Origin of the sequence: Mesorhizobium sp. 131-3-5, from assembly GCF_016756575.1 — a bacterium.
Classification (GTDB): Bacteria; Pseudomonadota; Alphaproteobacteria; order Rhizobiales; family Rhizobiaceae; genus Mesorhizobium; species Mesorhizobium jarvisii.
In genome coordinates this window covers 4,651,268-4,672,994 of the sequence record NZ_AP023254.1, presented here as the reverse complement: position 1 = coordinate 4,672,994, position 21,727 = coordinate 4,651,268, and the positions used below count along the sequence as shown (strand labels likewise).

Annotated in this window: 28 protein-coding genes and 1 tRNA gene; 11 read left to right on the top strand and 18 right to left on the bottom strand. The window is 61.5% G+C overall.

The annotated features are described in order from the left end of the window. Positions 1–11: 11 nt before the first annotated feature. Entirely contained in the window at positions 12–290 is a 279-nt protein-coding gene (locus JG747_RS22840) for a hypothetical protein (protein ID WP_038646526.1), read from the top strand. 147 nt (positions 291–437) lie between these two features. Here JG747_RS22840 and JG747_RS22835 read toward each other — a convergent pair whose 3' ends face one another. From JG747_RS22835 to JG747_RS22820, 4 genes are all read right to left on the bottom strand, one after another. Continuing rightward, entirely contained in the window at positions 438–632 is a 195-nt protein-coding gene (locus JG747_RS22835) for a DUF2188 domain-containing protein (protein WP_202360085.1), read from the bottom strand. A gap of 29 nt (positions 633–661) precedes the next feature. Continuing rightward, positions 662–940, bottom strand: a complete 279-nt coding sequence (locus JG747_RS22830) for a DUF982 domain-containing protein (protein ID WP_019857850.1) — start codon at positions 938–940, stop codon at positions 662–664. Positions 941–1,049: 109 nt separating this feature from the next. After that, complete coding sequence (locus JG747_RS22825) at positions 1,050–1,367, bottom strand: SH3 domain-containing protein (RefSeq protein WP_064982808.1); 318 nt, start codon at positions 1,365–1,367, stop codon at positions 1,050–1,052. A gap of 129 nt (positions 1,368–1,496) precedes the next feature. Beyond that, on the bottom strand, positions 1,497–2,600 hold the full coding sequence (locus tag JG747_RS22820) for an NADH:flavin oxidoreductase/NADH oxidase (protein WP_202360084.1): 1,104 nt from the start codon (positions 2,598–2,600) through the stop codon (positions 1,497–1,499). Positions 2,601–2,757: 157 nt separating this feature from the next. Between JG747_RS22820 and JG747_RS22815 the strand changes: the two genes are divergently transcribed. From JG747_RS22815 to JG747_RS22800, 4 genes are all read left to right on the top strand, one after another. Beyond that, positions 2,758–3,336, top strand: a complete 579-nt coding sequence (locus tag JG747_RS22815; protein ID WP_019857853.1) for an NUDIX domain-containing protein — start codon at positions 2,758–2,760, stop codon at positions 3,334–3,336. A 99-nt stretch (positions 3,337–3,435) separates the two neighbouring features. Beyond that, the gene (locus JG747_RS22810; RefSeq protein WP_202360083.1) at positions 3,436–3,657 is read left to right on the top strand and encodes a hypothetical protein; all 222 of its coding nucleotides are present in this window, start codon (positions 3,436–3,438) and stop codon (positions 3,655–3,657) included. Further along, positions 3,654–3,869 (top strand): hypothetical protein, encoded by a 216-nt coding sequence (locus JG747_RS22805; RefSeq protein ID WP_202360082.1) that lies wholly within the window; start codon positions 3,654–3,656, stop codon positions 3,867–3,869. The genes JG747_RS22810 and JG747_RS22805 overlap by 4 nt, the downstream gene beginning before the upstream one ends. 203 nt (positions 3,870–4,072) lie before the next feature. Then, positions 4,073–4,384, top strand: coding sequence for a hypothetical protein (locus JG747_RS22800; RefSeq protein ID WP_202360081.1), 312 nt, complete (start codon positions 4,073–4,075; stop codon positions 4,382–4,384). A gap of 44 nt (positions 4,385–4,428) precedes the next feature. Here the strand turns inward: JG747_RS22800 and JG747_RS22795 are convergent, their stop codons facing one another. Genes JG747_RS22795 through JG747_RS22785 form a run of 3 tightly spaced genes read right to left on the bottom strand, consistent with a single transcriptional unit; the run spans position 4,429 to position 6,483 of the window. Beyond that, entirely contained in the window at positions 4,429–4,722 is a 294-nt protein-coding gene (locus JG747_RS22795) for a hypothetical protein (RefSeq protein ID WP_032920551.1), read from the bottom strand. A gap of 30 nt (positions 4,723–4,752) precedes the next feature. Beyond that, complete coding sequence (locus JG747_RS22790) at positions 4,753–4,923, bottom strand: hypothetical protein (protein WP_202360080.1); 171 nt, start codon at positions 4,921–4,923, stop codon at positions 4,753–4,755. Between the two features lie 54 nt (positions 4,924–4,977). Further along, a complete protein-coding gene (locus tag JG747_RS22785) occupies positions 4,978–6,483 on the bottom strand; it encodes an HAL/PAL/TAL family ammonia-lyase (protein ID WP_202360079.1) in 1,506 nt (501 codons plus the stop codon). A 553-nt stretch (positions 6,484–7,036) separates the two neighbouring features. Here JG747_RS22785 and JG747_RS22780 point away from each other — a divergent pair. Continuing rightward, on the top strand, positions 7,037–8,227 hold the full coding sequence (locus JG747_RS22780) for a tyrosine-type recombinase/integrase (RefSeq protein ID WP_202360078.1): 1,191 nt from the start codon (positions 7,037–7,039) through the stop codon (positions 8,225–8,227). A 439-nt stretch (positions 8,228–8,666) separates the two neighbouring features. Here the strand turns inward: JG747_RS22780 and JG747_RS22775 are convergent, their stop codons facing one another. From JG747_RS22775 to JG747_RS22760, 4 genes are all read right to left on the bottom strand, one after another. Then, on the bottom strand, positions 8,667–8,852 hold the full coding sequence (locus JG747_RS22775) for a hypothetical protein (RefSeq protein ID WP_202362394.1): 186 nt from the start codon (positions 8,850–8,852) through the stop codon (positions 8,667–8,669). A 333-nt stretch (positions 8,853–9,185) separates the two neighbouring features. After that, entirely contained in the window at positions 9,186–9,371 is a 186-nt protein-coding gene (locus tag JG747_RS22770; RefSeq protein WP_202360077.1) for a hypothetical protein, read from the bottom strand. Between the two features lie 103 nt (positions 9,372–9,474). Next, positions 9,475–9,804 carry a hypothetical protein gene (locus tag JG747_RS22765; RefSeq protein WP_202360076.1) on the bottom strand — a complete coding sequence of 110 codons (330 nt, stop codon included), beginning with the start codon at positions 9,802–9,804 and terminating at the stop codon, positions 9,475–9,477. 68 nt (positions 9,805–9,872) lie between these two features. Continuing rightward, complete coding sequence (locus JG747_RS22760; RefSeq protein WP_202360075.1) at positions 9,873–10,274, bottom strand: hypothetical protein; 402 nt, start codon at positions 10,272–10,274, stop codon at positions 9,873–9,875. 571 nt (positions 10,275–10,845) lie between these two features. Here JG747_RS22760 and JG747_RS22755 point away from each other — a divergent pair. Next, on the top strand, positions 10,846–11,520 hold the full coding sequence (locus JG747_RS22755) for a hypothetical protein (RefSeq protein WP_202360074.1): 675 nt from the start codon (positions 10,846–10,848) through the stop codon (positions 11,518–11,520). A gap of 47 nt (positions 11,521–11,567) precedes the next feature. Here JG747_RS22755 and JG747_RS22750 read toward each other — a convergent pair whose 3' ends face one another. The 3 genes from JG747_RS22750 to JG747_RS22740 form a co-directional block, all read right to left on the bottom strand. Beyond that, positions 11,568–12,125, bottom strand: coding sequence for a hypothetical protein (locus tag JG747_RS22750; protein ID WP_202360073.1), 558 nt, complete (start codon positions 12,123–12,125; stop codon positions 11,568–11,570). A 176-nt stretch (positions 12,126–12,301) separates the two neighbouring features. Continuing rightward, positions 12,302–12,387 (bottom strand) — tRNA-Leu (locus JG747_RS22745). A gap of 280 nt (positions 12,388–12,667) precedes the next feature. Continuing rightward, positions 12,668–13,333, bottom strand: a complete 666-nt coding sequence (locus tag JG747_RS22740; RefSeq protein ID WP_019857863.1) for an outer membrane protein — start codon at positions 13,331–13,333, stop codon at positions 12,668–12,670. Between the two features lie 193 nt (positions 13,334–13,526). Between JG747_RS22740 and JG747_RS22735 the strand changes: the two genes are divergently transcribed. Together JG747_RS22735 and ade are read left to right on the top strand one after the other, a co-directional pair. Next, a complete protein-coding gene (locus tag JG747_RS22735; RefSeq protein ID WP_202360072.1) occupies positions 13,527–13,913 on the top strand; it encodes a SecDF P1 head subdomain-containing protein in 387 nt (128 codons plus the stop codon). A gap of 81 nt (positions 13,914–13,994) precedes the next feature. After that, positions 13,995–15,812 (top strand): adenine deaminase, encoded by a 1,818-nt coding sequence (gene ade, locus JG747_RS22730; RefSeq protein ID WP_064982820.1) that lies wholly within the window; start codon positions 13,995–13,997, stop codon positions 15,810–15,812. Between the two features lie 25 nt (positions 15,813–15,837). On the opposite strand, the gene JG747_RS22725 is transcribed toward ade, so the two are convergent. From JG747_RS22725 to JG747_RS37125, 4 genes are all read right to left on the bottom strand, one after another. Then, positions 15,838–17,001 (bottom strand): alpha/beta hydrolase, encoded by a 1,164-nt coding sequence (locus JG747_RS22725; RefSeq protein WP_202360071.1) that lies wholly within the window; start codon positions 16,999–17,001, stop codon positions 15,838–15,840. Between the two features lie 142 nt (positions 17,002–17,143). Then, positions 17,144–18,250 carry an alpha/beta hydrolase gene (locus JG747_RS22720; RefSeq protein WP_202360070.1) on the bottom strand — a complete coding sequence of 369 codons (1,107 nt, stop codon included), beginning with the start codon at positions 18,248–18,250 and terminating at the stop codon, positions 17,144–17,146. Positions 18,251–18,318: 68 nt separating this feature from the next. Then, on the bottom strand, positions 18,319–18,948 hold the full coding sequence (locus tag JG747_RS37130; RefSeq protein ID WP_244748195.1) for a hypothetical protein: 630 nt from the start codon (positions 18,946–18,948) through the stop codon (positions 18,319–18,321). Beyond that, a complete protein-coding gene (locus tag JG747_RS37125; protein WP_244748194.1) occupies positions 18,911–19,723 on the bottom strand; it encodes an aminopeptidase P family N-terminal domain-containing protein in 813 nt (270 codons plus the stop codon). The genes JG747_RS37130 and JG747_RS37125 overlap by 38 nt, the downstream gene beginning before the upstream one ends. A 185-nt stretch (positions 19,724–19,908) precedes the next feature. Here JG747_RS37125 and ilvA point away from each other — a divergent pair, with 185 nt between their 5' ends. Together ilvA and JG747_RS22705 are read left to right on the top strand one after the other, a co-directional pair. Then, the gene (gene ilvA, locus JG747_RS22710) at positions 19,909–21,165 is read left to right on the top strand and encodes a threonine ammonia-lyase IlvA (protein WP_202360069.1); all 1,257 of its coding nucleotides are present in this window, start codon (positions 19,909–19,911) and stop codon (positions 21,163–21,165) included. Next, positions 21,162–21,719: a DUF1697 domain-containing protein gene (locus JG747_RS22705; protein WP_202360068.1), complete on the top strand. Its 558-nt coding sequence runs from the start codon at positions 21,162–21,164 to the stop codon at positions 21,717–21,719. Before ilvA ends, JG747_RS22705 begins: the two co-directional genes overlap by 4 nt. The last annotated feature ends 8 nt before the right edge of the window (positions 21,720–21,727 follow it).

Sequence of the window (21,727 nt, the reverse complement as noted above, 5' to 3'; positions counted from 1 at the left end):
GGAGTAATGCAATGTACAGGAAATTTATCGCAGCATCGGTTCTGACGATCGGTCTCGCCACATCGGCGATGGCCCAGCCATCGGAAGGCACATATTCCAACCATCACAACTGGTTCGGCAACGAACAGTCTTCCGGTGTCGACCAGAACACGACCGGGAGCATCAATGGCGACCGCTCAGGGCTGGACAGCCTTGGCAATTCGGGGCCTGCCGGACCTTGTGCCTCCAATACAGCTGGTCCTGATGCCAATGCTGGATTGAACGTCAACGATCACTATTGCGGCAAATAATTCAGCCGCTGGGCAGCCGCTGACCGTGGGACGTCGTCTCTCCAGACGTCCGCGGTCGGCGCCCTGCCTGTTCCTGCCGGAAAATTGTCTTCTGAGGAGAGACTAGTCGGAAACCTCGGTCTGCGGCCGATCCCGACCGTCGGCCAGTTACTCGTGCCATTTGCCGTCGGCATCCTCATACTGGATGCCGTCCGTCGCGCCCGCCACCTGCTGCTCGGCCGAGGCGATCTCGGCGGCGCGCAAAGCATCCTGATGGGTCGGAAATGTCTCCGAGAAGGTCGAACCGACCTTGTAGGCCCAGCCGCCGTCATGCTCGACGATCTTGTAAGTCAGCTTCGCCATAAAAACCTCCGGTTGAAAGGTCCGCCTGCTCAATGCAGCCGGTCGTCGGATAGCCGGTCGTCGGGCACCAGCACTTCCGATTCCCTGGCGGCCTCGATCAGTGCCCGTCGCGCTTCCGCTGTCGAACGATAACCTTCCAGCACTTTGAGGCAAGTGTCGAGGGCATCACGATGACGCGGGCCGCGATTGAGTGGCCAGACCGTCATGAGGCACTCCGCCGCTTCCTGGGTGCTGCGGATATGGCGATATTTGCCGACATGGCCGAGTTCGACCACGACCGGCGTTTCAAAAGGTTTGTTGTCCATCATGGCCGCAACGCAAAGCAGCCAATTTGGTTGCAAAAGTGGCCCGGAACCTGCGCCCAAAAGTCGCGTCTCGTTTCGCGGCGCGCTTTTTGGGTGACATGTTTCGGCGTACTCAGTAGCCGCAGTCGTTGCGCAGCCAGCGTGCGTTCGCCCAGCCGGTGGTCCCGCCGATTTCGACCTTGTACCAGTTGCCGCGCCGGTCGAAAATCTCGACGTGGTCTCCATTGAACAGCTGGCCGATCATCCGCGATGACGAGTTGGGCCGTGTCCGCACGGCGAGAAAGCCGCTGCCGGTCGCCAGATTGTAGCGGCCAGACAGGCCGTGCACCGTCCCCTCGCAATATTGCGCCACGCTCGGCGTCGATGCGCCGAGCCAAAGGCCGGCGACAGTCACAAGCATCGCAGCCGGCAAGAATGCCCTGAACGACATGATCTCCTCCCAAGCCCGGCCGCGCCCGCCGCAGCCTCGCCCAGCGTAACAGTTTGCCGCCAGAATTGAAGCGGGCTGTGGCAAAACGGGCTGGGCGGGATCGCGCCTGTGTCAGGAGGGCGGGCCGGTTCAGCCCGCAGCCTTCATCCAGTGCTCCATCGTCGTTACCGAGCGGGCGAGCTGCGGCGCCGGATGGATCTTTTCCTTGAATGTGGCGGCCGCGCGCCAGCCCCAGCGCGGATCGGCGAGGAAGGCGCGCGCCAGCGCCACCATGTCGGCACGGCCTTCGGCGATAACAGCCTCGGCCTGCTGGGGATCGTCGATCAGGCCGACCGCGCGGGTCGGAATGCCGGCGCCCTTGCGCACGGCTTCCGCCAGATGCACCTGATAGCCGGGACCGGTGGGCAATTTCTGCGACGGCGAATTGCCGCCGCTGGAGCAGCAGAGATAGGCGATACCCTCGGCCTTCAGGGCCTTCGCCACCTCGATCGCATCCTCGACGTCGAAGCCGCCGTCGACCCAGTCCTTCACCGACAGCCGCGCGCCGAGCATCAGCTTCGGCACCGCCTTCTTCACCGCCCTGGCGATTTCGACGACAAGACGCATCCGGTTTTCCCGCGAGCCGCCCCAGCGGTCGGTGCGCTGGTTGGACAGCGGCGACAGGAACTGGAAGATCAGGTAGCCATGCGCTGCGTGCAGTTCGATGAAGTCGAAGCCGGCGCGTTCGGCCCGCCTGGCGGCTTGGGCGAACCGCTCGATGAGCTGCAGGATCTCTTCCTCATCGAGCGCGCGTGGCACATTCCAGCCGGTGTCGTAGGCTATGGCCGAGGCCGAGACGGTCTGCCAGGCGTCTTCGTTCGGCTGCAGTGGCCCGCCGCCCTCCCAGGGCTTGCGGTTCGAGGCCTTGCGGCCGGCATGCGCAAGCTGCGTGCCGAATTTCGTGCCCGGCGCGGCGACGCGTCGTGCCGCATCCAGAGTGCGGCGCGCGGCGGCCTCGTTGTCGTCGGAGTAAAGCCCGAGGCAACCATGGGTGATGCGCCCGCGGCGCTCGACATCGGTCATCTCCACCGTGACCATGCCGGCGCCGGACATGGCCAGGTTCATCCAGTGGTAAAGATGCCAGTCGCTGGCTGACCCATCCTCGGCGGAATACTGGCACATCGGCGCCACGGCGATGCGGTTGGGGAAGGTGACGCCGTCGAGGGTAATCGGCTGGAAAAGCGATGCGGTCATGAAGAGGGCTCCGGGGAGAGGGAAGGCGTTATTTAGGCGACGGATATCTTGCATACCACACACGAGAGAGTGAAACGCTGGACCAATCGCTGCCCCAATTGCGCAGGCGTCGGTTCGCGGCTACGCCTGCGCCCGGCGCCAAATACCGAGGTATCCAATGGAAGATCGTATTCGTATCCGTTCGGAAGAGGTTCTTTCCGACGACTGGGCGGTGCTGAAAAAGACCGTGCTAGACTATCGCCGGCGCGACGGGCAGTGGGAGACGCAGGTTCGCCAGACCTATGATCGCGGCGACGGCGCGGTGATCCTGCCCTACGACCCACAGCGTTCGACGGTGCTTCTGGTGCGCCAGTTCCGCTATCCCGCCTATGTCACCGGCCACCGCGAACCGCTGATCGAGGCCTGTGCCGGGCTGCTCGACGAAAACGACCCCGAGACCGCCATCCGCAAGGAGGCGGAGGAAGAACTCGGCTACCGGCTGAAGGACGTAGAGCGGTTGTTTTCGCCTTATATGAGCCCGGGCAGCGTGACCGAGCGGCTGTGGTTCTTCGTTGCACGCTATTCGCCCGCCGACCGCATCTCCGCTGGCGGCGGCGCGCCGGAGGAGGGCGAGGACATCGAGGTCCTGGAAATGCCGCTCGACGAAGCGCTCGCCGGCATCGCCGACGGCCGCATCGTCGATGCCAAGACGATTATCCTGATCCAGCATCTGAAGCTGAACCCGATGAAGGCTTGACCGACATTCCGGCATGAGTTGGCTCCATCCCTCGCATCACGGAACCAAAGGGGTCAGCGGCGGTTTAACTCTGGAAGGGACCGCAACGGAAGCGGAACAATGGTTGAGCTTTTCAATATGGAACTGGCCAAGGCCAGACAGCGCATCAATCGAGCGGAACTCGCTCTGGAACGCGCGGAAGAAATGCTGGACGAGGACTGCGGCGTCGGCATCAATATCGCGCTTTGCAGCCGGATCAGGACCGCGCAGCGGCAACTGGTCGAGGCCAGGGAGCGCCTGACAAAGATTGATCGGCCAATAATTTTTGATGGTTCCCCATGATGATGGCGGCATTTCACCACGAAACCGCGAGAGGCGGTGAGGTGTATCGCGCCGCCAGGTTCGCGCTTCTGACACAGCGAATTATCCAGGATATCAAGCGCACCGATGCCGCGGCCGAGAAAGTCGAGCGAATGCTGACCAAGTTGGCCGAAGCAATCGCTTTCGATGAACCAGCTCGTACAGGGTCGCTCGGTCCGCGCCGTCCTGGCTAGGCTTCGCCTCACGCCGTCGGCGTCAGGCTGGGTCGTTACGACATCGTCGATACCAAAAACGCTTCGGGCATCGTATATTAGCAATATACGATATATTAATGGCTATAACGCAACCTTTGGGCACAGGGGCGGAAATACCGCCCATCGACGTTCCGACATGCGCCCTGAGCACCGGAACGCTAGACCAATGCGGAGTAAAACGCATGAGTGTCGGAGCCGCTCTCGAACAGTTGCTGCGGCTGATTTATCGCCGGGCCATGAAACTGGCGATGTTGCCGGAGGATGAAAGGGATTCCCACTACGATCACATCCGTCTGTCATGTTGTGCGGCCGCCGAGCACATTGGGCAAGATCCCGACAGGGCAGCCATCACGGCGAACGATATGGTTGAGTTTGTTCGCGCGCTGGTCGGAATCATCGAGGTAGGTTCTGGGCCAGACCATGAGCGAAGCGCCGATCAGCCACCACCGGTGCCACATTCTGGCGGCCGAGAGCGTGGCGCTACGCGCATCTAGCAAACAGGGGAGAACGCCACCGTGGGGCAGCGGGAACGAGGCGGCTAACGCTGGCGCTGTACGACGTAGCTGCTGGTGATGGCGTCGTCGCCCCGCCCACGAGTCACAAAAACCCTTGTATAGCCGACCGGCAAGCCATCTGTGACGGTCGCATCGACGAGGCGACACCGCCCAACGGTCTCGCCGTTCGGAGCGCTTGCCAGCCTGTCCTTCAGCGAAGCCATGCATAAGTCGAGCGACGCATACATGGTCGGCGCCATATCGACGGGTTTGCAGACAGAACCCTCAACCGGGCTGCACTGGAGCAAAACCATCACTGCCGCAGTTGCCGGATCCATTTTCAAAGATCTCCCGCGTTTTGACGACCCTCAACGCGGAAATGCATCCTTTGTTTCGCCTTTGCTAAAAAACGAATGCGAATGGCCGTTCTCGATACGGTTGCCCCGGAAGAGGGCGAGGACATCGAGGTCCTGGACAATGCCGCTCGACGAGCCGGCCGGCATAGCCGACGACTGCATCGTCGATGCCAAATCCAGCATCTGAAGCTGAACCCGATGAAGGCCTAGCCTCTCGAAGCTGGCCGAGCATTTGCCTTACGAACTGTGCCGCGGACAGGCCGGCACGTCCATTTCGCGGATGAAGTTGCGCAAGGCTTCCATGTCCCGGGACAGAGGCCGATCGTCGGAATAGTGCGCGATATTGTCCCGGACCATTCGATAGATGGTGTCGGTACCAGGCGCACGCGCACCGCGCACGGCCAGAAAATCATGGGCCTGCGCGGCCGCCATGAGCTCGATCGCCAGAATGTATTCGGCGTTGTCGATAACCGCCAGCAGCTTGTTGGCTGCGACGGTTGGATGAGCCAGAAAATCCTCTTGCAGGCCGGATGTGACGCCGCCGTCGGTCGCCGCCGGGGCGGCCAGACGCCGGTTGACGTTGCTGAGCGATGTGGCCGTGTATTGCGCGATCATGAAGCCGGAATTGGCTCCGTCCTCATCGGCAAGGAAGGCCGGCAAATTGTTGACAAGCGGATTGACGAGACGATCGATGCGACGCTCGCTCATTCCAGCCACCTGAGCCAAGGCGATGGTCAGGCCGTCAGCGGCCTGCCCGAGAGCGGGCGCTACCGCATGCGCCTCTGAAACGACCTGAGGATCGTTCGGAGACCCGAATACCGCGGGATTGTCGGTGACGGCTGCCAGTTCGCGGTCGACAAGCTCGGCGGACCGGTCCAGCACCTCCCGGGCGGCGCCATGAACATGCGGCACGGCGCGAAGACTGAGTGCGTCCTGCGTGCGACTGCCATGAGCCAGCGCGATAAGTTCGCTGCCATGAAGCCAGCCACGCAGCGATTTGCCCACGTCCTGAATGCCGGGTGAGGGCCTCATCGCCAGGATTGCCTCGCCAAAAGCCGGCATTTGCGCGCCTGCGGCTTCAAGAGTTAAAGCAGCCGCCGCGTCAGCCCATCCCAACAAACGCTCCGCGCGCAGCACGGCGATGCTTATCAGGCCGGTTGCGCATGCGGTTCCGTTGACGAGGCTCAAGCCCTCCTTGGCGCCAAGCTCCAATGGTTCCAGACCCATTTCAGCCAGGGCCGCGAGCCCGCTCATAGAGCGGCCTGCCACGGTTGCACTGCCTTCGCCGATCAGGACCAGTGCTACATGCGCGTTGTGCGTCAAATACCCTGCCGATCCCCGGGACGGCACGTCGGGAACGCAGTCGCGCTCGATAAAGGTGAGCAGATTGCGAACGATCGTAGGGCCAACGCCCGAATGGCCATGCGCGAAATTTGCCACTTGAGCAGCAATGATGGCGCGCACGCCGCGTCTCGGCACGAGGTCACCGACGCCGCAGGCGTGACTGCGAATGATATTGCGCGACAACTTCTTTTGCAGGGCAGGCGCCACGATCTTGCTTGCCAAGGCGCCGACCCCGGTATTGACGCCGTAGGCGCGGATCCCTTTTTCGACGATGGCCGCTACGATCTGGTTCGCAAAAGCGATCCTCTCCCACGCCGACTGGCTAAGCGCCAGGGATTCGCCTTCGCTCACGCGTGCGATGTCGCGCCAGCTGGCGTTTCTATCTATGGTTATTGTCATTGGCCGTTCCGAATAGCTTTGCGAATGCGCAGGCGGCTGCTGGCCCGCTCGAAAGGCGGCGTGAGAACCGCTGCTTCGGCACCGTACCGCCCAACCGCGGGCATAATGGCGATGGAATTGCCGGCTGATGCGACTGTAGCGACGTCGTTGGCCATAAAAGACATGCCGCCTGCGATCCGGCGCTGAAAATCCGGCGCCCCCTTTTGAAATCACTTCGAGGATGACGTCGAAGACTTATCGGATCAGCAGCTCACGCGGCATATGCGGCGGCCAGCCCGTGCGTGCGTTTTTGATGGAGCCGAGCTTTGGGTGGCCTGCCACCGAAGCTCGACGATGAAGGGTGGTGCGGACGGCGGGGATCGAACCCGCACGATCAGAGATCGAGGGATTTTAAGTCTCTTTCTAGCGGTCTACCCTTGGGTATCCATATCCCTGTAAAAGCCTTGTGGATTAGGGAAAGACCTAGGGTTTACAGTCCCCATTTGTTTCCGATAGGTTCCGTTGCGTAGACATCAAGCGGCTACCCGCTCGGCTACCCAAGGGAGACAGGGCGATGCCAGTGCTTTCCGATAATTTCGTCAACTCGGCTGTTCTGCCACGCGACCGCGACGAGATGGTCATTCGTGACAGCAAGCTTGCCGGTTTCGCTCTCAGGCTTCGTCGCAAGGCTGACGGCAAGCCGTCCAAGACCTTCCTTGTGTTTCAGGAACTGCCGGGCCGTGACGGCGCCCGCAAGCGGCGCAAGATCATCATTGGTGACCATGCGACCTATCCGGCCGAGAAGGCGCGCGCCGAGGCTCAGAGCATGCTCCAGGCCATCGACCGGGGCGACGATCCGGCAGCGGCTCGGGCAGCGAAAAAGGCGCAACCGATATTCGAGGATCTTCTCAAGGATTTTGAGACGACACACATCGAGAAGAAAAAGCCCGAGACGCGCAAGGACTACCGCGGGCGCATCCGGCGCAATCTCCTGCCGACGTTCAAAGGCCGGCGCGTTGCCGACATCACAGCCGAAATGGTGCGGTCCTTCCATTCCAAGAAACACGGGAACCCGACGGATGCAAATCGATCGCTGGCGGTGTTGTCAGTCATGATGGGCCGCGCCATGGAACTTGGATGGCGCAAAGACAATCCGTGCATGGGTGTTCGGAAAAACAAGGAAACGCCGCGCGAGGAATGGCTCGACGAAATGGATCTCCCCAAGTTCGTCAAGGCGCTGGCCGCGGTCACTGGTCCCCATGCCGACCTGATTAGGTTCCTAACGGTGTCGGGCTGGCGCGTCTCTGAGGGCCGGCTGATGACTTGGGATATGGTCGACTTGCCTCGTCTGGTCGTGCGCCTTCCCGATACCAAGACCGGCGCCTCAGTCCGCGCGCTTTCGACCGATGCCGCGACCGTCATCGATCAGCAAGCGCATCGGATCGGCTACGTCTTTTCGGGGCGGAAGGGAACTCAGCCAGTCTCTTACAAACGCCTCCGCGAAGTCCTGACAGGGGTTTGCGAGGCTGCCGAGATCAAGGCCATCACGCCTCACGCATTGCGCCACACGGCGGCCACCTGGGCTGCACTGAGCGGCGCGGAGGCCCATGAGTTACGAGAGGCATTCGGGTGGAAGACGCTGGCCATGACGGGGCGCTACGTGGCGAAGGCAGAGAGTCTTGGCCGTCGTGGTGCACTGCGAGCCGCCGATGCGATGAACGTGCTCCAGAAGCCATCGGCTGAGGTCAAGGAAATCCGCTCATGATCCGTGCTGAAAGAGCATCTGACGCCGAAATCCTCCTTGCGAGGCACGAGCAGCTGGCCTCTGGTCGCGATCGGCGACCTGTGTTCTTCACCTGCATTCCTGACTATCAGGGGCAAGATGTGCGACGCATCGCAGCTGGGTAGTGCAAACTCTCAGTTCACACGTTGGAACATCTCGCACGAAAGTGCGCTGTACCGGCTCATTCCTTTTGTCGAACCGTGGCTGTCAATCGGGTCCATCAGCAACTGTCCATGCGCCTTTAATTTGCTTAGCCGGTCGAGCTCCGCCTCACATTCCTCTCTATCGTGAAATCCACGCGGGTTGCTAATCATGTAGCATTGGCCCGGTTGAGGAGGGTGATGCGTGAAGTAGATGCATAAGGCAACGGCGTACAGAGTCACTGGATTATCCTCCCCGCCGCCTTTAGCGTTGGCTAAAATTAGCAGGATGTTGCCCTAACGCAAATCCGAGGGACCAGCATGACCGACAAGTTGGCCAGGTCGAACGCCTTCTGCTTGTCCTTGGCGGTCAGCACGGTGCCCCAGCTCGGTTTTTCGAAGACGCTGACGATGTAGGTGGTGGCCGGCAAGGAGATCGGCGACAAGGTGCGCGTGGAAGAGATCACGCCGAAGCCGAAGAAGCGCTAAACCGCTCGGCGCAGTCGCCGACATATCCGGTGATAGATGGGCGAGCTCTGAAGGTCGCGGGCTGCATGGGTGATAAGCAGCGCGAAAAACAAAACCACCACTGCAGACGCAAACCCGGTGACGAGAGCCATACGAGCGAACGTTGCTGACGTTGGGAAGTTCCCCCGCAGGTAAAATGGCCGGCGCCCATTGGGTGGGAGCGTTGGGGGTTTATAGACACCGGCCAAGCGGACAATCAGGTCCGCCGCGCCTGCAGAAATGCCTGATTCGCAGGGCGAGCGTTATGGCGTGATCGCGGAACGGGGCGTGCTTCAAATCTTGTCACCGAAGAAAAGGAATGCCGCGCCAAAAAGCCAAAACAGGGCGAGCCACCAAGGGTTTTGGTTCTGAGACTTCATGCCGATCAGACCCCAACCGATGAGCCACAACACGGCCAGGAAGATAAGCAAATAGGCCGCGTAGATGCGCCAGGTTTCAACGCCCGAGTCAATTCCCATGGACCCACAATCCTAACGTGCTGCCGCACTGCCTACAGCGCCAGACCGCGCTGGCGAGCATTAGGGCGGCGATGTAGAAGGGGACGAGGTTCACCGCACTGGACTAGGGCAAAGCAGCGACGGCGGCCCATGCCTGAACCACAGTTGCCCCTACGCCGATGAAAGCAATGCAAAGACCCACAATTGCCAGGCCGCGCTCAAAGTCCGTGAATCGCTTCTCGGTGATAAGCCGCTTGCCATCCCAAAACATTTCGTTCGTCGTCTCGTCGATCCCGATAAGACCCAATCCGGTGATACTGACTGGGGTTACCTTGTCGGGCCAGTCGGGCGGCCGCGGCGGCTCGACATTCTGGGCGAAGCGCTTCTTTCGCAGGACGTCCCAGTTGATGTAGCTGATGCCATCTTTGAATGTGCTGACCTGCTCATTTTCCATTCCAGCCCCCTTTTTGTTTCGCCTTCCGGCGGGCAGCAGGTTTTTGCTGCCACAAGGCGGCGGTCGACTCACTGCTGCTTGTCGAGGTCGTCGAGATACTCGCCGATGATATCGCTACCGATCCGATCTCTTTCATCCGATGTGAGCCGCTCAAACACCTCTTTGGTCTTGGCCGTCAGCGTCGCCATCTCATCGCTCACCTTGTCGTAGGGAGGTTCGATTTTCCGCAACTGGAATTCGGCCCCTATCTCATCGAGGGCTGTGTGGTCGTTCGAAGTGCCGGCGGTCACTGCTGCAACCCAACCTTTGAATGTCGTGATAAACAGATCCTCCAAGGCTGCGTCTGGCAGAATCTGGTGCTTTCGCCCACCGCGCAAATACGCGGTTACATCGTTCATCCCGCTTTTCGCGAGAGAATAATGGACAGCTCTATTGGCGATCTCCTCGCCATCTTGATCGTTGTCGGACATGCAATCCATCATGTCGTGCCATCGGCAGAACGGCAAGCTTCGCCCCCGCAAGGGCGCGCTTGACGAAATCGACGAATAAGCGGAACGTATCCGTGGGCTTGAACACCCGGACCAGGATAACACCGCGTCATTCCCTGCAAGGAAGTGCTCCAATCGCCTGCAAGCGACGGGGCGGCGGTGACATGAGGGTCGGCAACTTTGCCTATCCTTGACAGACGCGCTTGGCGGCGCGGCTCTGATCGGCCGAATATGGCCGGGGGCGAGCGTGCTGTCCAGAGGGAAACCTTAAAAGCGTTCGGCCTGTCGTCCTGGCAGGTGTTCAACCCCCGGCTATCGGTCCGCCACCGATGATGGTGAAATTTCCCGACGTAGGGAATTTTTGGCGCCGGCCTTGAACAGCCGGTTCTAGACCAGGACGAAAGAACCATGACCTACCTATCGATAGCCCTGCTGCTTGCCGCAGCGGGCCTACGCACGCGCCTCGGCCGCGGAAGCCTCCTACGCGCTCCTCAAGACATCGAACGTCCTGCACGCCGCCGGTTGCCGCGTGATCGAAGTTGGGAGTTCACTCATGAGCCAGTACGTCAGCCGCCGCGCTCTCGTTTCGACGACTGCTGCATTGGCATCATCCGTATCTTTGGCATCGTCCGTATCTTTCGCCGGACCCTCCAGTGAGAAGGAGGTGCAGTCCCAGACTTCGAAAAATCTGCAGGAAGCTATAGATACCTGCAGGGCAGCCGAGGCCGCCTACAGCTTATGTTCTGGTCAAGAATCTAGGATCGAAGAGGATCTTGGCGCTGCACTCTTCCCGGAGTGGTCGCCGCCTAGCGGCGTTGGCTCTCTCTGGGGACACAAGTCTGTGTTCCGGTCGTCTTCGGCGCTTGAAGCAGAGATTGCCCGCAGATCTCGACTCGTTGAGGAATCGAAAGCGGCCGGACTGATGGGGCGTGCCGTGTACGATCGGTGGCAGCATGAGCTTTTGGTCGTAGGCGGCGAGGGTGTTTCCAGTCTGCGCGGGCAGGAAGCCATTATAAAGGCCAGCGGCTATGAAGAGGCCTGCAGCCTGGCTGATGAGGCTTATCACCGGGCCTCGAGCGCGCTCGAAATAGTTCTCTCCCATCCGTGTGAAACGCTCGACGATGTTCGCGAAAAGGCAAAGCGCATAGCGGCATGTGCGAAGGCGATCGGAAGGGAATTCGATCAGGACGAGGTCATCGCTCTCCTTGGGTCGTTCGGCGAGGCATAACGGGCTGTGTGTATGGCCCGCTGCCTCACGGTGGCGGGCTTCTTCGTTTAGCTCCGCCGGCTTACTGCGAGTGTTTTGGGTGGTCCCCACATACCGCCTGTAAAACTGTCAGAATCGGCGATCTGCAAGACGTTCACCTCTCTTGGATATTTTTTTCCGAACCAACTTTCATATTCGATCTCAATCGGAAACTCGGCCTGCGCGATCCAAAAGCTTTGACGCGGATCTCTATGGGTTAGACCAAAAGAGCATGATGTCCGAGCACCGTTGTGGAGGAGACGGATCACCCTGGACGGATCGAAACAAGCCAACCAAAGGCCCTTGTTCTCGTCGTTGGCTCCGGCGCCAAGCGCCGCCTCAAGCGCTGTCTGATCGCTGATAAAGAGCTTGATATTCTTTGCCGGGATCGATCCGGAGTTGAGGATGACCAAGTCATACGCAATCGCCTCGTTGCCGCCGTGGTGCGTCTCAACCATCGCCGTGATGATTGGGCGAAACTGACGGCGCCAGAAATGCAGCGACAGTCCAAGGGCGATTACTGTCGCGAATACTCCCGCGAAGTTGAGCCAGTCCACGCTGAGCAACCAATCGATGAGATCTTTCACTGCCCTATCCCTTTTGTCGCGCAGACCTGCCGATAGTTTCAGGAAAGAACTGGCACCGCAATTGGCACCGGGATGCCCGGCACCCCAGGCACGGCTACCCCAACGGCTACCCAGATGCCAACTCGTACGGGTACCCGCGAAATTTCTAAAATCCAGATTATCGTTTGATTTCAATCTGGTGCGGACGACGGGAATCGAACCCGTACGATCAGAGATCGAGGGATTTTAAGTCCCTTGCGTCTACCAATTCCGCCACGTCCGCAGATCAGCCCTTTTCAGATGCCAGACACAGGCCGTCAAGTCGTGTTCTTGGCCATCCTGAACACACACCCCAGAGGAGTGGGCGCAGTGATACTGGTGTGATCGCGGAATTTAGCGCGGCGCTCGCAATGCGTAGGGTGTTTGCAAGGCGGACTTGATCCGCCGAGGCCGGCGTCTACCAGGCCCAACCCATTCCCCCGCCCACTGGGGGCGCCGGCCGCCCCTCATCGACTTTGCTGATCACGTCACAGCTGTCGCTCGCCGATCGATGCCGGCGAGGCTCAGAACTTGTAGCTGAGATTGATGCCCACGGTGTTCAGCTTCGTATCCTGGTCGCGGCCGACGAAGTCGCTGGACCCGTCATAGTGCTCGGAACCGAAATCGTAGTAGCGATACTGGGCGCCGACGACGAACTTGTCGGTCAGCGCGTAGTCGACGCCGGCGCCTAGGGTCCAGCCGACATTCGGGCGTGTCTCGGAGAAGGCGGAGCCTGCCGATTGCGAGGTTTCGATCCCGGCGAAGGCAATGCCGCCTATGCCGTAGACCAGCACACGATCCATCGCATATCCGGCCTTGGCGTTGACCGATCCGAACCATTTGATGTCGGTGCCGAAATTGTTTCCGGGTTCCGCTTCCGCCGTGCCGTTGACCGAGGAATAGTTGAGGTCGGCCTCGGCGCCGATCACCGCCTGGTCGAACTGCCATAGCCCGGCGACGTGCCCGCCGACAAAACCGCCATTTATGTCGGGCGAGACGGAAAATGGCTCTCCTTCCGTTCCTGAGATGTCCGACCGGCCCCAGCCGTAGCCCGCCTGCAGGCCGGCATAATATCCGGTCCAGTCGAAGCCGGGCGCGGTCATCGGCACATCGACCGTCGGGTCGGCCGCGAAAGCCGGCATCGACAGGACGGCAAGAAGACCGGCACTTGCGACGACAAGGCGATACATTCGAACTCCCCGGATGAAGAGTCGGAAGAAATCTTGGCGGCCAGGCTAGACCGATTTACGACAAAACGGAATCCTGTTTCTGGATGCGGCCGTGTGTCGCTTGCAGAAGCACGGCCTGCCAGCCGAGAACAGCTAGGCATTGCCCGAGGGATGTTCGAGTGCAAAATGGCCGTCTTGCGGGGAAAAAATCCTGATGAACAGCCTGGTTCGTCTCATCGCTGGAACAGCCATGGTGCTGCTAGCCTGCGGCCTCGCTGTGGCCGAGCCATTGGCGCTCGCCATCGCCACGGCAGCGGTCGTATCCGATCAAGCGTCGGGACAGAGGGCGCTCAACCTGAAGATGACACCGGACAGCACGAAGGCGTTCGCCGACTTCACCAGGGCGAATGTCGGGAAGGTGGTCGACCTCAGCGTCGACGGTGCCGTGGTGGCGTCGCCGCGCCTGGTCGGACCCATCCTCGGCGGCGAGGTGATGCTCAGCGGCAGCTTCGCCCCGGGCGAACTCCAGCGCCTGGCGGAACGGATTTCGGCGGGCGGTGCGAAAGTCACGGTCGAGGTAAAGGCTGAACAGCCATTGTGAAGGCTGGACGGGTCTGTCCGCTGTTTGGCGCTGGTCAAAACCAGGCAGGCTTGGCACAGTCGCGCAAACAGGAGTCCCTTCATGGCAAAGAAGCCGGCGGCGCATGCGACGAAACCCAAGCCCTGGACCGAGATGGCGACGCATCTGGTCGACGTCGCCATGGGCCGCAAGCCCGCCGATCTCGTTATCCGCAACGGCCGCTGGGTAAACGTTCACTCCGGCGAGATCATTGCCGGCACCGACATCGCCATTGCCGGCGGCCGCTTCGCCTATTGCGGGCCGAATGCCAGCCACGCTATCGGCCAGGGCACCAAGGTGGTCGATGCCGGCGGGCGCTATCTGGTGCCTGGCCTCTGCGACGCGCACATGCATGTCGAGAGCGGCATGGTGACGGTGACCGAGTTCTGCCGTGCCGTCATCCCGCACGGCACCACCTCGATGTTCATCGATCCGCACGAGATCGCCAATGTGCTGGGCTTGCCGGGCGTGCGGCTGATGCATGACGAGGCGGTGGCGATGCCCATCAACGTGCATGTGCAGATGCCGTCCTGCGTGCCGTCGGCACCGGGGCTGGAACATGCCGGCGCCGAGCTGACGGTCGCCGATGTTGCCGAGGCCATGACCTGGGAAAACATTATCGGGCTCGGCGAAGTGATGAATTTTCCAGGCGTCGCCGCCAATGATCCTGTCATGTCCGGCGAGATCGCCGCGACGGTTCGTGCGGGCAAGACGGTTGGCGGCCACTATGCCTCGCGCGACCTTGGCTTGCCGTTCCACGGCTATGTCGCCGGCGGACCCGAGGATGATCACGAAGGCACGCGCGCCGAGGATGCCATCGCCCGCGTCCGCCAGGGCATGAAGGCGATGCTGCGGCTGGGTTCGGCCTGGTACGACGTCGCCTCGCAGATCAAGGCGGTGACCGAAAGCGGCATCGATCCGCGCAACTTCATCCTGTGCACCGACGACAGCCATTCCGGCACGCTGGTGCATGAAGGCCACATGGACCGGGTGGTGCGCCACGCCATCCAACAGGGGCTGAAGCCGGTGACGGCGATCCAGATGGCGACGATCAACACTGCCCAGCATTTCAGGCTGGAACGCGAAATCGGTTCGATCGCGCCGGGACGGTTGGCCGACCTGCTGATTGTTTCCGACCTCGCCGCAATGACCATCGATGAGGTTTATGCGCGCGGCGCCAGGCTGGCCAAGGGCGGCAAGCTCGACATCGACATTCCGGCCTATGATTACCCGAAGACGGCGAAGAACACCGTCAAGTTGGGCAAGAAGTTCAGGGCTGGCGATTTCGACATCACGGCTCCCAAGGGCGCCAACGAGGTGCGGGTGCGCGTCATCGGCGTCATCGAGAACCAGGCGCCGACGCGGGCGCTGGAGGCCGATCTGCCGGTCGAGGACGGTCTGGTCGCCATGGACCGCCGCAACGACGTCTGCCAGATCGCGCTGGTCGAGCGGCACCGGGGCACGGGCGGTGTCACCAACGCTTTCGTCTCCGGCTTCGGCTATATGGGCGATTGCGCCATGGCCTCGAGCGTTGCCCATGACGCCCACCACATCATCTGCGTCGGCACCAACAAGCAGGACATGGCGCTGGCGGTCAATCGACTGGGCCAAGTCGGCGGCGGCGTCGTGCTGTTCTCCAAGGGCAAGGAACTGGCGCTGGTCGAAATGCCGATCGCCGGCCTGATGTCGGACGAGCGCGCCGAGATCGTCGCCGCCAAGGCCGAGAAACTGACCGAGGCGATGCGCAAGATGGGTTGTTCCCTGAACAACGCCTACATGCAGCACTCGCTGCTGGCCCTGGTGGTCATTCCGGAGCTGAGGATTTCAGACGTCGGGCTGATCGACGTGACGACTTTCCAGAAGGTCGACCTGTTCGTCTAGGCGAAACCCGACGCGGGTGACTCGCTCACCCGCCGGTGACGATGGTCAGCACCTTGAACGGCGTGGTGATGACGACCTCGGCGACCGAACCAACGGCCTTGCCGAGGCCCTGGCCGAGATTGTTGAGCTGCGCCGGATCGGGTTCGTCCGAGGCCAGGCCGGCGGGGGTGCGCAGGCGGTCGCCGAGCAACTGCACTAGGATCGGATTGTCGGCGAATTTCGCATGGTTGAGGCCACCGTCGCCGCCCTTGATCTTGGTCAGGTCGACTACGGACACGCCGTAGCTGGCGAGATCCGCGGCATTGCCATAGTCACCGACACGCGGCTTGTCGCCGGAGATAAGTGAAGACAATTTGAGCGCCCGGTCATCGCTTGAAAGCAGCACGGCAAACGGCTTGTCCGGCTTGCCGTATCGCATCATCTGCTTTTTGAATACGTCGACATCGATGTCGGGCGAAGCCAGGACGACATAGCCGAGCTTGCCGCCGAGATCGCGGTCGCCGGTGATGGCGAGCTGGCGCAGAGCCTCCATCGTCAACCAGGTTCCCATTGAATGGGCGATGATGTCGATGCTCTTGACCCGCGTCTTGGCGAGCATTCTGAGCGTCGCCTCGAGATCGTCACGCGCGGCGTTGGCGCTGTCCTTGTCGTAGATATAGCCCGTCGTCTTGGCGCTCGAAGCCCAGGAGAACAGCACCGGCGTGCCGGGATATTTCGTGTCGTGAGCGATCTGCGTCAGCCGGTAGATGCCGTCGTCGAAGCCATTGTTGAAGCCGTGCACGAACACCAGTGCCCGATCGCCGCGCATGGCAATGTCGGCGCCGACCGCCTTGGCGAATTGCGGAGCATCGCCGTAGTGGACCACTTTGGTGGCGGTGAATTGCTTTGCCGGGTTCGAGTTGGCCGAGCCCTTGGCCCGCTCGATGGCACCGACCTGGTGGACCTTCGGCACGGTGACGTCGACACGGGCGTAGCTGGTGGTCAATGAGCGATCGCCGTCAAACACCTGCCGCGGATCCTTGGTCGCCTGCTGGCGGGTGGTGGCGACGAAAATCTCGTGCGTGGCCGCGATGTCGGAGGCTGGCGCCGAGACGGTCGTCTTGTTGAGCAGATCATGCGTGTTCTGGCCAGCACAGCCGGCAAGGGCGAGCGCCAACGCCACGACGAAACTTTTCAAGCGCAAGCTCAAGCGCCGGCTCCCGTAGAGGGGGACGTCAAAAGCATGACGTCACCGCTATTCCGATAGAGCCAGAGACCGGCGCGGTCCAGTTCAAAGTGGCCTGACACCTCGTGAATGGTGAACAGGCACGGCGAAATTCGCGGCGCTGCATTTACTGCCCGAGCAGGCTGATGCGGTCGGTCACGTCCCTGTCGCTGGCAAAGCCGTCATCTTCGCGCAGTCGCTGGCCGATCATCTTCACCAAGGCCGGATTGTCGGCGAATTTCGTATGATTGAAGCTGTCGCTGCCCTTGACCTTGGAGAGATCGACCACCGTCACGCCGTAGGAGGCAAGATCGGCGGCATCCTTGTAATCGCCAACGCGTGGCCGTGAACCGGCGATCAGGCCGGAAAGCCTCAGCGCGCGGTCGTCGTCGGACAACAACAGGATGAACGGCTTGTCGGGCTTGCCATAGCGGCGCATCTGGCTCTTGAACACGTCGACATCGATGTCCGGCGACGCGAGCACCACGTCGCCGAGCTTGCCGCCAAGGTCACGGTCGCCGCTGATGGCCATCTGGCGCAGGGTTTCCATGGTCACCCAGGTTCCCATCGAATGCGCGACAATGTCGATCCGACGCGCGCCGGACTGCTCCAGCATGCGCAAAGTCACTTCGAGCTGGTCGCGGGCGGCGCTGGCACTTTCCTTGTCATAGACATAGTCGGTGGTCTTGGCGCCCGATGCCCAGGAAAACAGCACCGGCGTGCCGGGATAGCCGGAATCGTGGACGATCTGGGTGAGACGGTAGACCGCATCGTCGAAGCCGGTGTTGTAGCCGTGCACGAAGACCATGACGCGGCCGCCGCGCGCCGCGATATCGGCGTTGAGCGCGCTGGAGAATTTCGGCTGCGTGTCGTAGCCGACAACCTCGGAAGCCATGAAATATTTGGCCGGATCATCCGACTTGCCGCGGGAGCGCCGTTCGATCTGACCGGTCGTGTGGAGGCCCGGAACGGTGACGTTGACGCGCGCATAATTCAGCGTCGCCGAGCGCTCGCCGTCGAAAACCTTGTTGGGATCGTCAGACTTCTTGCGTGTCGTGGCGATGAAGATCGAGTGGTTGCCGGCGATTTCCGTCACCGGCGCGGCGACGATGGCGCTGCCAAGCAATTCCTGCGTTTGCGGGCCGGCGCAGCCGGCGACGAGCAAGGCGAGACAAACAGTAACTATCTTCTTCAAAGGCACGTCTGAAATTTCCACTCCGGCCAAAAGGCCCATCTACCCCCGCTGCACCTCCCGGACAGGGAGAGTGCGGCAGAACTAAGTCGTGTCCAGTCGAAATGTGGTCAGCGGCTGGTTACAGCCATCGCACTGTTGCGCGAAAGCCAAAATGGCGGAAGGAATGCCGGAATGTTTGAGAAGGGCAGCACCTCCGGCCTGAGGCGGATGCCAAGCACATCCGCCATGAAGGCGCGGCGCGCTTCAATACGGCTCCAGGTTTCGGGATAGCGCGCTGCGATCTCCTCGCGCAGTGCCTCGTCGGCGAGTGCGATGCCATCCTCGATGTTGGTGGTGAAATAGTCGCTGCCGGTTGCCGGGATGATGTCGACCTGCAACGCCATGCCGGATCGCAACTTGATGTCTGAGCCGGAAAACACCGGCGAATGCATCCACTCGTCGATATGGACGAGATGGCCGGGATTGAGGGATACGCCAAAGAACGGGTCGCCGATGCGATCATCCACCGCTTTCCACAGAGCGCCACCGGTCGTGCCGATACCGATCGCCTCGTACCAGTCGACAACCGCGGCGAAATAGGGCGCGACGAGCTTTTCGACGTAGTCGCGGACGGCGGGTGGCAACTCTGATGCATCCTCGGCCAAAAAACCGGCGCGGGCGTTGAGCGCGCCCTGGATGCCATAGGCCATGGTGATCGGATCACCACGCCGGATGATGTCGAGGCGGGGGCTGGGCAAGCCATAGGCGGCGCGCTTTCCCGCCGACAACATGGGATGGGCAACCATGCGGCAGGCCGTTCATGCCCATCAGCCGCGCCGCCTGCAGTTCGGTCATGCCGGGCTCGATGCCTTGCAGGACATTGCGCAGCCCTTGCGAGGTGAAGGTCGCGGCAAATTCAAAGCTGGCCAACTGATCGGCCTCGTTGAGGGCGCGCAGGCCGTCGGTCGGGTTCATCAGCAGATTGGCGGCATTCACAACTGCGCCCTTGTTGCCGACAAGCGTGCGCAGCGTATCGGCAACGAAGGAGGGCAGGTCGAGCGTCGTCTCATCGAAACCGGCATCGCCGGCGCCAAAAGGCTTCCAGCCGATGGCGCCGATCCTGTGGCCGGGCTTCAGGCCGCAGCCGGCAAGGATGTCAGGCAGCGCATCCGAGCGGTCGCGCGGCTGCGCCGGCAGCGAGAAGGTCTGGTAGAGCACGCGCTCGTAGGGCCCATCGCAGATTTCGGCATAGCCCCAGCCCTCATTGCCAACGAGAAGCCTTGGCTGGCTGCCGGGAACGATGACCAGCAATGTCTCCTCGAAACGCGGATCGTAGCCTGAGAGATAGGCAACATTGGCTGCGTGTTCGCGGTCGCCATAGATCGCGAAGGCATCGAAACCGGACTTGGCGCCGCGCGCAATCAGCGCTTCGATGCGCGCTCCATAGGTGTTTCGTGCAACCAACGGCATCACCGTCGGTTCGCCGAATTCGGGCAGCGACATGGATTTCAGACCAACCGATGCGACAGGCATGAACAAACGCCCCCAAGTGCTTGCAAGGATTCTGCGAATGCCCTTTGCGCATTGGCATGAAGGGCCGGACAATGGCGTTGCGGGGCCGGATATGCAATAGGCAGGATCGGCCGCGACAGACAGAAGCTGTGCGGCCGGATCGATGGCAGGTCTGTACGAAACATGCGGCACAAGGTGGCTTTCCAATGAGCAGTTTTTCCTCCCGCGTCGCCGTCGCGGCCGCCGCGATCCGCCAGATCTTTCCGGAAACGCCGCTGCAGGAAAACGACTACCTGTCGAAGAAGACCGGCGCTCGGGTGCTGCTGAAGCGCGAGGATCTGAGCCCGGTGCGCTCCTACAAGATCCGTGGCGCCTTCAACTTCTTCCGCAAGGCGCTTGCCGCCGGTAACCAGGCCGAACTGTTCGTCTGCGCGTCGGCCGGCAACCATGCCCAGGGGTTTGCCTTCGTCTGCCGCCATTTCGGCAAAAAGGGCGTGGTGTTCATGCCGGTGACGACGCCGCAGCAAAAGATCGACAAAACCAGGCTGTTTGGCGGCGATTTCGTCGAGATCAGGCTGGTCGGCGACTTTTTCGACGACTGCTATCGCGCCGCCTTCGAATTCACCGAAAGCTCAGGCGCCCACATGGTGCCGCCTTTCGACCACAAGGACATTATCGAGGGCCAGGCAACGGTCGCCTATGAGATCGCGGACCAGATGCCTGGCGCGCGCATGCCCGACATCATCATGCTGCCGGTCGGCGGTGGCGGGCTCGCCGCCGGCGTGACGCATTATTTCGCCGACCAGGGCCGGGAGGCCCGTTTCGTCTTTTGCGAGCCGGCCGGCGCACCGAGCCTGCATGACAGCCTCGAGGCGGGAAAACGGCTGAAGCTCGCCAAGGTCGACAACTTCGTCGACGGCGCGGCGGTGGCCGAGATCGGCCGCGAACCCTTGCGGTATCTGAAGGAATTCGCCGCCGACACGGTGCGGCTGATCCCGGAAAACCGGCTCTGCGCGACCATGATCGAGATGCTCAATGTCGAAGGCGTCGTGCTTGAGCCCGCCGGCGCATTGGCCATCGACGCGTTGAAGGATTTTTCCAGGAAGGAGATCCGCGGCAAGACCATTGTCGCCGTGGTTTCGGGCGGCAATTTCGATTTCGAGCGGCTGCCGGATGTCAAGGAGCGGGCCCTGCGCTTCGAAGGCCTGAAGAAATACTTCATCATCCGCTTCCCGCAGCGGCCGGGCGCGCTGCGCGACTTCCTCGAAATGCTGGGACCGGACGACGACATCGCCCGCTTCGAGTATCTGAAGAAGTCGGCGCGCAATTTCGGCTCGGTGCTGATCGGCATCGAAACCAAGGACCGCCGCAATTTCGACCTGCTGAAGGCAAATTTCGAGGCGGAGGGCGTCCAGTATCAGGACATCACCGACAACGAGACATTGGCAAGCTTCATCATATGAGCGCGAAGGTCTTCATCGCCCTGTTTTCCGGCATCAATGTCGGCGGCAACCGCATCGTCAAGATGGCGGAACTGCGGTCCTTCTTCGAGGATCTCGGCTTTTCCGGCGTCGCCACCTATGTGCAGAGCGGCAACGTCGTGTTCCGGGCCGGCAAAGGCGACGCCGCCGCGCTGACCAGACAGATCGAAGCGGCCTTCGAGAAGAAATGGGGTTTTCGTTCCCGGATCATGGTGCGCGATCTCTCCTGGTTGGAACGGCTGGTGAGCGAAAATCCCTATCCGGAAGCGGCCGCCGACCACACCAAGCTCCACGCCTATGCGCTGGAGCGTGAGCCGACCGTCGAAGAGGTGGCGCGGCTGGCTGAAAAATGCACAGGCCCCGAACGCTTCGAAGTCAAGGGAGACGTACTTTACCTCAGCGCGCCGGACGGGCTCGGCAAGTCAGTCTTCGCCAACCTCATTCCGCGCGCTCTGAAGGTGCCGGGCACCGCGCGCAACTGGCGCTCGGTGCTGGCGCTGCAGGAGATGGCAGGGCAGACCGGCGGGAAAGCATGACCCCGAAA

Excerpts from the sequence above, each read along its gene's own strand:
- JG747_RS22840 (WP_038646526.1), top strand. The coding sequence starts at position 12 with ATGTACAGGAAATTTATCGCAGCATCGGTTCTGACGATCGGTCTCGCC.
- JG747_RS22835 (WP_202360085.1), bottom strand. The coding sequence starts at position 632 with ATGGCGAAGCTGACTTACAAGATCGTCGAGCATGACGGCGGCTGGGCC.
- JG747_RS22830 (WP_019857850.1), bottom strand. The coding sequence starts at position 940 with ATGATGGACAACAAACCTTTTGAAACGCCGGTCGTGGTCGAACTCGGC.
- JG747_RS22825 (WP_064982808.1), bottom strand. The coding sequence starts at position 1,367 with ATGTCGTTCAGGGCATTCTTGCCGGCTGCGATGCTTGTGACTGTCGCC.
- JG747_RS22820 (WP_202360084.1), bottom strand. The coding sequence starts at position 2,600 with ATGACCGCATCGCTTTTCCAGCCGATTACCCTCGACGGCGTCACCTTC.
- JG747_RS22815 (WP_019857853.1), top strand. The coding sequence starts at position 2,758 with ATGGAAGATCGTATTCGTATCCGTTCGGAAGAGGTTCTTTCCGACGAC.
- JG747_RS22810 (WP_202360083.1), top strand. The coding sequence starts at position 3,436 with ATGGTTGAGCTTTTCAATATGGAACTGGCCAAGGCCAGACAGCGCATC.
- JG747_RS22805 (WP_202360082.1), top strand. The coding sequence starts at position 3,654 with ATGATGATGGCGGCATTTCACCACGAAACCGCGAGAGGCGGTGAGGTG.
- JG747_RS22800 (WP_202360081.1), top strand. The coding sequence starts at position 4,073 with ATGAGTGTCGGAGCCGCTCTCGAACAGTTGCTGCGGCTGATTTATCGC.
- JG747_RS22795 (WP_032920551.1), bottom strand. The coding sequence starts at position 4,722 with ATGGATCCGGCAACTGCGGCAGTGATGGTTTTGCTCCAGTGCAGCCCG.
- JG747_RS22790 (WP_202360080.1), bottom strand. The coding sequence starts at position 4,923 with ATGCTGGATTTGGCATCGACGATGCAGTCGTCGGCTATGCCGGCCGGC.
- JG747_RS22785 (WP_202360079.1), bottom strand. The coding sequence starts at position 6,483 with ATGACAATAACCATAGATAGAAACGCCAGCTGGCGCGACATCGCACGC.
- JG747_RS22780 (WP_202360078.1), top strand. The coding sequence starts at position 7,037 with ATGCCAGTGCTTTCCGATAATTTCGTCAACTCGGCTGTTCTGCCACGC.
- JG747_RS22770 (WP_202360077.1), bottom strand. The coding sequence starts at position 9,371 with ATGGGAATTGACTCGGGCGTTGAAACCTGGCGCATCTACGCGGCCTAT.
- JG747_RS22765 (WP_202360076.1), bottom strand. The coding sequence starts at position 9,804 with ATGGAAAATGAGCAGGTCAGCACATTCAAAGATGGCATCAGCTACATC.
- JG747_RS22760 (WP_202360075.1), bottom strand. The coding sequence starts at position 10,274 with ATGTCCGACAACGATCAAGATGGCGAGGAGATCGCCAATAGAGCTGTC.
- JG747_RS22755 (WP_202360074.1), top strand. The coding sequence starts at position 10,846 with ATGAGCCAGTACGTCAGCCGCCGCGCTCTCGTTTCGACGACTGCTGCA.
- JG747_RS22740 (WP_019857863.1), bottom strand. The coding sequence starts at position 13,333 with ATGTATCGCCTTGTCGTCGCAAGTGCCGGTCTTCTTGCCGTCCTGTCG.
- JG747_RS22735 (WP_202360072.1), top strand. The coding sequence starts at position 13,527 with ATGAACAGCCTGGTTCGTCTCATCGCTGGAACAGCCATGGTGCTGCTA.
- ade (WP_064982820.1), top strand. The coding sequence starts at position 13,995 with ATGGCAAAGAAGCCGGCGGCGCATGCGACGAAACCCAAGCCCTGGACC.
- JG747_RS22720 (WP_202360070.1), bottom strand. The coding sequence starts at position 18,250 with ATGGGCCTTTTGGCCGGAGTGGAAATTTCAGACGTGCCTTTGAAGAAG.
- JG747_RS37125 (WP_244748194.1), bottom strand. The coding sequence starts at position 19,723 with ATGCCTGTCGCATCGGTTGGTCTGAAATCCATGTCGCTGCCCGAATTC.
- ilvA (WP_202360069.1), top strand. The coding sequence starts at position 19,909 with ATGAGCAGTTTTTCCTCCCGCGTCGCCGTCGCGGCCGCCGCGATCCGC.
- JG747_RS22705 (WP_202360068.1), top strand. The coding sequence starts at position 21,162 with ATGAGCGCGAAGGTCTTCATCGCCCTGTTTTCCGGCATCAATGTCGGC.